9 protein-coding genes and 2 pseudogenes are annotated in these 9,069 nt (G+C 62.5%); 2 read left to right on the top strand and 9 right to left on the bottom strand.

Annotated elements, in window-relative coordinates; genetic code table 11:
- Positions 1-18: 18 nt before the first annotated feature.
- The 3 genes from G6N73_RS23370 to G6N73_RS23360 are packed head-to-tail and all read right to left on the bottom strand — an operon-like array spanning position 19 to position 2,311.
- Positions 19-480: a hypothetical protein gene (locus tag G6N73_RS23370; RefSeq protein ID WP_165032008.1), complete on the bottom strand. Its 462-nt coding sequence runs from the start codon at positions 478-480 to the stop codon at positions 19-21.
- A 41-nt stretch (positions 481-521) separates the two neighbouring features.
- Complete coding sequence (locus G6N73_RS23365) at positions 522-2,096, bottom strand: peroxidase family protein (protein ID WP_165032006.1); 1,575 nt, start codon at positions 2,094-2,096, stop codon at positions 522-524.
- Positions 2,093-2,311, bottom strand: a complete 219-nt coding sequence (locus tag G6N73_RS23360) for a hypothetical protein (RefSeq protein ID WP_165032004.1) — start codon at positions 2,309-2,311, stop codon at positions 2,093-2,095. Before G6N73_RS23360 ends, G6N73_RS23365 begins: the two co-directional genes overlap by 4 nt.
- A gap of 319 nt (positions 2,312-2,630) precedes the next feature.
- On the opposite strand from G6N73_RS23360, the gene G6N73_RS23355 reads away from it, so the two are divergent.
- Together G6N73_RS23355 and G6N73_RS23350 are read left to right on the top strand one after the other, a co-directional pair.
- Positions 2,631-3,209, top strand: coding sequence for an HPF/RaiA family ribosome-associated protein (locus G6N73_RS23355; protein ID WP_165032003.1), 579 nt, complete (start codon positions 2,631-2,633; stop codon positions 3,207-3,209).
- Positions 3,210-3,285: 76 nt separating this feature from the next.
- Positions 3,286-3,726 (top strand): DUF2267 domain-containing protein, encoded by a 441-nt coding sequence (locus tag G6N73_RS23350; RefSeq protein WP_165032001.1) that lies wholly within the window; start codon positions 3,286-3,288, stop codon positions 3,724-3,726.
- 14 nt (positions 3,727-3,740) lie between these two features.
- On the opposite strand, the pseudogene G6N73_RS23345 reads toward G6N73_RS23350, so the two are convergent.
- The 6 genes and pseudogenes from G6N73_RS23345 to G6N73_RS23320 form a co-directional block, all read right to left on the bottom strand.
- A pseudogene (locus tag G6N73_RS23345) lies at positions 3,741-3,911 on the bottom strand (Rieske 2Fe-2S domain-containing protein); the annotation flags it as partial.
- Between the two features lie 114 nt (positions 3,912-4,025).
- Positions 4,026-4,481 carry a COG4315 family predicted lipoprotein gene (locus G6N73_RS23340; RefSeq protein ID WP_165031999.1) on the bottom strand — a complete coding sequence of 152 codons (456 nt, stop codon included), beginning with the start codon at positions 4,479-4,481 and terminating at the stop codon, positions 4,026-4,028.
- A gap of 76 nt (positions 4,482-4,557) precedes the next feature.
- A pseudogene (locus tag G6N73_RS23335) lies at positions 4,558-6,553 on the bottom strand (protein-L-isoaspartate(D-aspartate) O-methyltransferase).
- A 137-nt stretch (positions 6,554-6,690) separates the two neighbouring features.
- Complete coding sequence (locus G6N73_RS23330; protein WP_165031997.1) at positions 6,691-8,352, bottom strand: Na/Pi cotransporter family protein; 1,662 nt, start codon at positions 8,350-8,352, stop codon at positions 6,691-6,693.
- 180 nt (positions 8,353-8,532) lie between these two features.
- Positions 8,533-8,817 (bottom strand): type II toxin-antitoxin system RelE/ParE family toxin, encoded by a 285-nt coding sequence (locus G6N73_RS38665; protein ID WP_165031995.1) that lies wholly within the window; start codon positions 8,815-8,817, stop codon positions 8,533-8,535.
- Positions 8,814-9,041, bottom strand: coding sequence for a hypothetical protein (locus G6N73_RS23320; RefSeq protein ID WP_165031993.1), 228 nt, complete (start codon positions 9,039-9,041; stop codon positions 8,814-8,816). The genes G6N73_RS38665 and G6N73_RS23320 overlap by 4 nt, the downstream gene beginning before the upstream one ends.
- Positions 9,042-9,069: the final 28 nt, after the last annotated feature.

Genomic DNA, 9,069 nt, shown 5'->3' with positions numbered 1-9,069 from the left:
TAGAGATGCGACAAGGCGTTACCGGCATCGCTTGAGCAGCAGCAGTCCCAACAGGAACGCCCGCTTCTCGCTATCTGCAACGTTGGGATCGGAGAGCTTGCCAATTGCAGCGTTTAGATAGGCTGCAGTGTTGGATTCCTCAGGCTCAACTGCGAGGCTGGGCACGGCCATGCTCACCACGTCATTATTGGGGTTGTCTTTCTCGGCCCTGGGATGAATTTGGCGGTCTTGTCCTCCCTGTGTGTAGAATAGGTGCTTGGCTCCGCCTGTCGTTTTCACAAAAACTATTTTGGAGTCGTCTTTGTAAGTTACGATGCAACTATGATCTTCTATAAGGCCGATTATGAAGTCATGGAAAATCTTTTGACCTCCGCCAGACGAAGTCCAATAGTTGTGGAATTCACGCGCAGCTATCTTGGTACCTTCGAACTGCTGATCATAGTTGGCCGTGCCTCCGTGGAATACCTTGAATACCGACATTGTTGGTTCCTCTCTGCTTGACTACGCATAATCTGCTCGATCTACCTGCTCTCCAGTCCGGAGAAGGCAATCAGATCGCCGAACGTGTATCTTGTTGGCGAGGATGGATTTAACCTGGGATCCGGCTGCCATTGCCCTCCGCCTGGAGGCCGGAGGATCGACGGCCTGGCTTCGGCGACGGCCGCGTGAAGCGTCTCCATGACGATCCTTCCACCCAGCGGCCCGAGCTTCAGCCCGCGGTTCCTTACCTGAGCTTCCTTCAACACGTAAAACCAAAGCGGCGTGCAGTCGACGAGCTTGGGGCCGCCGTCATCCGGTCTCTCGGTCAGGATGGCGCGCACCTCGGGGGATTCGCCCTCCAGCAGTTCGTCCTCAGTCAGAAGGGTGAATGTCGGTCGGTTCTGACGGCTGAGCATGGAGTGCAAGCCCCGGTAAACATCCTGGGCGCTGCCCAACTCCAGAATGCAACCGCGCTGAAGAGTGCGGACGGCGAGATTGCTGGAAAACGGTTTCGATCCTGTGTCCCTGGGCAAAGCGTGTTGCTTGATGTTCTTGAGCGGAAACGCAAGCCGAGTGCCGATCCTGGCCGCCAGTATCGGCGTTTCTCCTGGTCCCATGCCGACGCCAAAGAGCCTCCGCCAGTCTGCAATCCAGTCGCCCGGCAGGCGGGCAATCGGATCGGCGGCGCTGATGTAAGTATTGCCCCAAAAGGCATACAAATGCCCGCCGGGATTCGACGCATTCCAATCATAGCGATTGCGGACCATGCTGTGCCCGAAGCGCGCGCAGGCCGCCGCGAACTCGAGGGGCAGCAAGAATGCCTCTCTGTCGATATGGATGATGGCCCGGCCTTCGGTCATCACGTCGTGATAAACTTCATCATCGACAATTCGGCTAGCGTAGTCGTGAAGCGCTACCGACTGGAGGTGTAGCTGGGTCATCCGCTTGGCTTCGGCATTGCTTTCGCAGACGCGGCTAACAGCATTGAAGAACCGTATCAGCGCCATGTGGACCTGGGCGAGCGGCAAGTTGCTGTCGTTGCGCTGATCAGCAATGACCGGAATTCCCTCGGCAGAGCGTGGGATGTCGCGTAGTTCTCCGTAGGTCGTCTCACCCGTCGCCATCGGCGCCGGGCAGTGGAGGCTTTGCCCGTTCTCAAGCTCCTGGTTTGGGGAGCCGAATACACTGTCGAGGTCCAACGCCGCGCTGCGCAGGTTTTTCGGCCTGGTCGCTACCGGTCCCTCGATCATCGAGCTCAGATCGTGGAAAATGAACTGTCCCAGGTAGGTGTAACCCGCGGGTATGTCGCCAACCACATCCGCGAAGTCATTGAATTGCATCGCCGCCCCGAGCCGTTGAAGCAGTGCGAGGCGCTGGGTGTCAGCTTGCCCGGCCTGACCGAAGTAGCGCTTATAAGGCGAGAGTTGCGTGACCCGAAGCTGGCGGTCTGCACGGCTGCAGATTCCGACAGTCAGTGATTCCAGATCAAGGTGGATGAGTTCGGGCGCCAGTTCTCCGTCGTCGTCGAAGAACCTCACCTGCCCTTGAAGGGCTGACCCTTCGGAATCGGCAACCGCATAGATCGACTGCCCGTGCCCCTCCGAGCCGGCTTTCATCCGGACTCTCCCCGGTGGCTGGCCGGGATGATGCTGTCCGGGCTCGGACGGGAATCGGCCATCACCGCGCCGAAGGGCTGCGGGGAAGGACGGCGTTGTCCCTTCTGCTTGCCGAAGATGTAGTCGTAGGCAAAGGTTTCCGGCGCGGAATTGAAGTCTGCTATCGGTTCCTCTTTGCCGTCCCGAAAGATGCGCCGCAAATTCTTGTCGTGCACGACATAGTCGCCTCTTGCGTGTCCTCCCATCAGCGCATTCCTTCGACCGCTAGTCGAAACGCCTGGAACATCCATGCTGCGTGTGAATACTGAAGCCGCAATACAAAGTTGTGCGGAAATGATGCCGTTGCGCCCCAACGTTCGCAATGGTGCAGAAAGGCTTAGCGAAGGTGGGGCCTGACTAACCGAAAGGCCATGCGCTAGTCCGGAATTGCCTGCTGACGGCAGCTGCTCGCCTCGAAATTACCCGGAACGATCATGCAGGTAGAGACGTTGGCAGGTTGCCGCCCGCGGGGCCAAGACAACAGCGAGCAAACCGATGCAAATCCCTCTCGAAATCGCCTTCCACAAAATAGACAAATCCGACGCCGCCGAAAGCGAGATACGCGCCCGCGTGGACAAACTGGAAAAGCTCTATGGCGGGCTGGTTGGCTGCCGCGTGCGCGTCGACCAGCGCGCCGACAAGAACCGGACGCCGCCCGTTGTCCACATCGAGATGAGCGTTCCCGGCGCCAAGGATCTGGTAGTCGCCTACGAACCCCAGCGCCTGATGCAGAAGTTCCAGAACCCGGATCTGCGCAACGCCATTTCCGACGCGTTCGACGCCGCCGAGCGGCAGATCATCGACTTCAAGCGGCAGCGCGAGGGCGGCGCGACCGCGGATTATCATGACGGGACGAACCAGTTCCTCGGCCAGGTTGCCGAGATGCGCCCCGAAGAGGACCACGGCTTCCTGATGACCAAGGAAGGCGGGCTGCTCTATTTCCACCGCAACAGCCTGCTCAGCGGCGATTTCGACAGCCTCAAGCGCGGCGACGAAGTCCACTACGTCGAGGATATGGGCGACACCGGCCCGATGGCCGCCAAGGTGCGCCCGGTGGAGACGCCCGAATCGTGATCGATTTTTGGGAACCATGGCCGTTCGGCCCTGTTTTTCAGGCACACCGCCAAGCGCAAGGAAACAGGAGGTAGCGATGAGCGCCACCGGATTGGACGTATTCGACAAGACGCTGCAGACCACGAATATCTGGCTCGACGAGATCATGGCGGAGATGGGTCCCGACCGCCAGCTTGCATGGCATATGCTCGGCTCGGTCCTGCGGGCCGTGCGGGACAGGGTCCAGCCCGACCTCGCAGCGCATCTGGGCTCGCAATTGCCGCTGCTCGTGCGCGGCGCCTATTTCGACCGCTACAAACCGTCGACGACGCCCGACAAGATACGCACGCTCGACGAGTTCCTCGGCAAGATCAAGGAGGACATGCAGTTCACCCGGCCGGTGGATTCGGGGGATGCGCTGCGGGTCGTCTGCCGGGTGCTGGCCAAGCATGTCGGGGAAGGGCAGGCCACCAAGATATTCGAGGCGCTGCCCGCGGAAATCAGGCGCGTCGCGGAACCGCGCGAGAACGTGCACTGACGCGCAGCGGCGGATCACAGTTCCGCCGGCGGCAGCGGCTTGCGGGCGGGACCGTGGATGACGGAGCCATCGGCGGCGAAGATCGAGCCGTGGCAGGGGCAGTCCCAGTTCCGCTCGGCATTGTGCCAGGTCACGGTGCAGCCCTTGTGGGTGCAGGCCGCCGAAACGGCGTGAAGCTCTCCGCCTTCGCGTCGAGCATGGCATAGTCGGTCGCGGTCGCGGGCGCCGTCCAGCAGCTTCCAGACTTGCCTGGGAGCGCGAGCATCGAAATCCTTCCGACCGTTCGGCGGTAACGCCGATCAACCCTCGGCCTTTTCGCCTTCCGGCGTGACGAGGTACCATTCGGCGCCGAACTCCTCGATGTCGTGGCCCTTGGTGTCGCCGGGAGCCTTGTCGTCGACGAAGTAATAGAGCGGCCAGCCATTGTAGGTGACCATCATCTTGCCGTCGTGCTCGACAGTGCCGAGCTTGGCGGCGTCGGCCATGTCGCCTGCCTGCGGTTCGCCCTCGGAATAGAAAGGCGGCCAGCGCTCCAGGCACTTGTCCTTGCAGGAAATTTGGGCCTTGGCGTCGCCTTCGGCCCTCGTGTCGGATTCGAACAGATAGAGCGATCGGCCATCGGCATCAGCAAGGTATTTCCCGTGTTCCGCGCTCTCTGCGACCTTGACGGTGGCGGCGTCCTGGGCAAGCGCCGGTGCGGCTGCAAGCAGCAGCAGTCCGCCCAGCACGGCGAGTACACTTGGATAGCTTTTCATGACTTCCTCCCTGAGTAAGGATTGTCTGCAACAAACGTCCGCGAGGGGAGAGCTATTCCTACTATCTAACGCCGAGCTACAGCCCGAACGGGTAGGTGTCGGGAACGCCGGGCTTGGCGTGCTCCGGCCCGAGCGGCGTCACCGCCTGGGTCTCGTCGAACCAGACGAAGGCGTCGGACTGCTGCGGTAGCGAGGCGTCGGCATAATGGCTCATGAGTTCGGAATCTGGCCTGTAGATAACGCCGATGAAGCGCTCCAGCCGGGGCTCCAGCAGGCGTCGGCGCAGCGCCTCGTCGCGGCCGAGATCGAGCAGGAAGCGCGCCACGCCGGCATCGTGGCAGAGCCGCTCGTAGCTGTCGCGGTGCGATGGCCGGACCCGCTTGATCTCCATGTCACCGTCCCAGTCCGTCCCGGCGGCGACAGTGCCGGTGTGGGTGCCGAAGCCGATCAGCGCCGCCTGGTCGCCAAAGCGTTCGCGGCAGAGCTGGCCGATGTTCAGTTCGTCCCGCATCGCGCCCATGTCGGTGTAGCGGGCGTCGCCGATATGGGAATTATGCGCCCAGACCACCGCCTTGGACTGCGGTCCGCGCGCTTCGAGCAGATGCTCCAGCGTCTCGAACATATGGGTGTCGCGCAGGTTCCAGGATTCCGCGCCGCCATAATACATGATGCGGTAGTAGCGCTCGGCCGAGGCGACGAGACGCGCGTTCTGAGCAGCGTCGAGGAAGCTCTCGCCGTCCTGCAATGTATATTCGAGCCGGTTTTTCAAAAGCTCACGGCACTGATCGATGACCGCCTGCTCGCATTTGCGGTAGCCTGCGGTGAGCACCGCGCGCCCGTAGGTGGACGGCTCCCTCTGCCATGGCGTGAGGCAGCCGTAGCGCTCGCGGGCGACCGCGGCGGCTTCCGGATCGACCTTGTCGAGATAGGCCAGCACCGCTGCGATCGAGCCGCGCATATTATAGATGTCGAGGCCATAGAAGCCGGCCTGGCGCTCGGGGTCGGCCACGCCCTCATTGTGCTGGCGCATCCAGTCGATGAAGGCTGCGACATCGGTGTTGCGCCACATCCAGGTGGGGAAGCGCTGGAAGGGGAGTTCGGCGCGCTCCCTGGCCGGCCGGTGGCGCACGTAGCCGTCCACAGCGGCGGCGTCCGGCCAGTCCGCTTCAACGGCGACGATGGTGAAGCCGTGCTTCTCGATCAGATGGCGGGTGATGGCGGCGCGGGCGCGGTAGAATTCGGAGGTGCCGTGGCTAGCCTCGCCCAGAAGGACGACGCGGCGGTCGGCGAAGCGGTCGAAAAGCCGGCCGAAGGCCGGGTCGTCGAAGCCGGGCAGGCGTTCGGCGGCCGCCGCGATCATCTCCGGCAGGCTACGACCGGCAATATGGCCGGGCAGATGATTGGTGGCGGAGCGGCTGCCGTTTTTCCGCCCAGCCTTGCTCGCCGACCAGCGGCACGAACATGACCGCGCCGAGATCCTCCTCCTCGAAAGTCGTGCCGCCGGTGCGGGTGATCTTGAGCAGGCGCTGGTTGCGCGGTTCCTCGCCGACCGGGATCACCAGCCTGCCGCCGACATCAAGCTGGTCCTTGAGCGCCTGCGGCGTCGAGGGGCCGGCGGCCGCGACCAGTATGGCGTCGAATGGCGCGGCCTCGGACCAGCCTTTGGTGCCGTCGCCGACCCGCAAGTCGATATTGGCATAGCCCAGTCTGTCGAACCGCTGCCTCGCGGCTTCGGCAAGTGCGGCATGCCGCTCGATGGCGTGGACGCTTTTCGCAATGCGGCTCATCACGGCAGCGGCGTAGCCGGAGCCGGCGCCCACTTCGAGCACCCTGTCGCCGGGCTTCACTTCGGCCGCCTCGATCATCAGCGCGACGATGTAGGGCTGGGAGATGGTCTGGCTCTGCCCGATCGGCAGCGCGCCATCCTCATAAGCGAATTCCTCGAAACCGGGTTCGACGAATTTTTCGCGCGGAACCTCGCGCATGGCGTCGAGCACGTTGCGGTCGCGTACGCCGCGACGCGCTAAGTGGACGTCGACCATGCGGTCGCGCGCCTTCGACAGGTCAAGCATGGCTGCCTCCTGGTTCGAGGGCAATGTCGAAAAGGCGGGGGCTAACCCCGATCGCCAGCCGCCGATCTCGTCATGCTAGAATGCGGCTGAACGCGGGAGGTTCACGGCAAGGGACAAAAAACGGAAACTACGCGGGTTCAACCCGCCTTCAGGCGCGAGCCGCTGAGCAGCCCCTGTTCCTCAAGCACGGGATAGGCCATCGAAGCCAGCAGCGAGTTGATCTGCTTCAGGTCGCGAATCGTGTCGAGATGGATCGAACTGGTCTCGACGCTTTTGGCCGTGCCTTCGCGCAGCCGCTCGAAATGGCTCTGACTGGAGCGCTTTTCGAGATCGCGCAGCCGGTCCTTCTCCTGAACCAACTGCCGCGCGGTCTCGGGGTCGCGCGACACCAGCACGTTGAAAGCCAGCCTGGCGTTGGTCACCACCGATGTGTGAAACGCCCTGAGTTCGCGCCAGCCCTGTTCGGTGAATTCGAGTCCACGGTCGAACTTCTTCTGCACATGGATCAGCATGTTGCGCACGATGATGTCGCCGACCTGCTCGAGCTTGACGCAGGCGCCGATCAGTTCCTGGCAGCGCAGCGCGTCGGCTTCGGAAAGCGTGCGGCTGGTCACTTTGGCAAGGTAGAGCTTGATCGCCGCATGCTTGCGGTCGACGCGGTCGTCGAGCGCCGACAGGGCGTCGATCTTGTCCTGATCGGTCTGGACGTACAGTTCGATGATGCGCTGGAGCATGATCTCCACAGTCTCGCAGACCCGCACCACTTCGCGGGTGGCGTTGGCGAGCGCCTGCGACGGCGTGTCAAGCGCTGCCTCGTCGAGCGCGCTCAGTTCGGCGGCATCGAGCGAGACGGGCTGTGCGGAGGCGCCGAGCGCGACGATGCGCTCCGCCAGGCGATGGACGAGCCCGGCAAGCGGGATGCCGAGCAGCGCCAGCATAAGGTTGAAGGCGATATGGCCATGGATCAGCTGGTCGGGCGCGGAAGCGCCCAGCCAGTCGAGCGGCGGCGCGAAGAAGATAAGGACAAGGAGTGCAGCAAGTGCGCCAGTGCCGCGCATAATGAGGTTGCCGAGCGGCACGATCCTGGCCTTGGGAATCGCCGCGCGCGACAACATGACGGCGATAACGCCGCCGCCGAGATTGGCGCCCAGAACCAGCACCAAGCCGAGTTCCACCGGGACCAGGCCGCGCGTGGCAAGCGCCACGACCAGCAGGATAGCGGCGACGCTGGAATGAAACAGCCAGGTCATGACCGCCGCGAGCAGGAATGCCGTGACCGGGTCGCCCGACAGATAATTGACCACGACCGGCAGGATCTGGCTTTCGCGCAGCGGTTCGGACGCTTCACCGATCAGGCGCAGCGACAGGATCAGGAGGCCGACGCCGATCAGGATGCGGCCGAGTTGCAAAAGATCGCGGCGCGATGTCGTCATGAACAGGATCGTGCCGGCGACCATGCATAGTGGAACCAGAAGCTCCAGGTTGAAGCTGAGCAGCTTGACCACCAGCGACGAACCAACATCGGCGCCGAGCACCGCAAGCAGGCCCGACGTGCCACTGACGATGCCAGAGCCGGCGAAGGAGCCGACGATCAGCGCGACCGCCGTCGCACTCTGCAGGCAGATGGCGAGAGCCGCGCCAGCGCCGACGGCCAGCAACGGGTTGCGCAGGATCGAGCGCAGGCGGTGGCGCAGCACGTCGCCATAGGCGCGCTCGACGCCGGTGCGCACCATGCGCGTGGCGAACAGCAGCAGCGCCACCGCGCCCGCAAGGTGCAGGAGAACGACCGACCCGCTCATGCCGGGTGGCCGCCGGCGCGCTTTGCGTGGAAATCGAAGTGCAAGATCATCTCACCCAATCGGCGAATCGCGACGTTGTTCCGCCGGCCGTGAAGCTTAGCCGGTTAATGTAATCCGCGTCCATTGCGCGAAGCTGTTCCCTGCCGACGCGGCGTGTCGGAGACGGGACTGGGACATGGTTCACTTCAGCTCAAACGGCCTACGTGCCGTGTGTCGGATGTGGATTATCTGGATTTCACCCTGGACGATGCGATAGAAGACTTTGTACGGATAACGTCCTATCATGCATACGCGAATGTCAGGGCGGCTTGTCGCTTTGCCGGAATACGGCTGCAACACCAATTGATCGGTCGCGCGGTTTATCCGCGACAGAACGTTACGCGCGCCCTCAGGCGACTGCTTCGCTAAGTATAAGAGAATTGATTCGAGATCGGTATACGCTCGCGAAGTGTAGCGCAGTTTCATGCGCCAAAGCGCCGGGACATTTCCCTGAGATCACTATCGGTGACGAATTCGCCGCGGTCTGCTTGACCCAAACCTTCTTCGACAGCAGCCAACTCGTCTTCGTCAAGTTCATAAATCCCGGTGCGGCGTGCTTCAATGACGCGCGCAAAATCCGCGAGTTCCGCCTGTTCCTCAGGAGTCCAAGTCTCAGCCGCATGCAGTAGGTTCTTCAGAGTCGCATTCATGGCTGTAATCTAGCACATTCAGGATGGA

It is taken from the genome of Allomesorhizobium camelthorni (assembly GCF_011045125.1).
Classification (GTDB): Bacteria; Pseudomonadota; Alphaproteobacteria; order Rhizobiales; family Rhizobiaceae; genus Allomesorhizobium; species Allomesorhizobium camelthorni.
The sequence above is the reverse complement of the archived record's forward strand: the minus strand, read 5'-3'. Positions and strand labels throughout refer to the sequence as shown.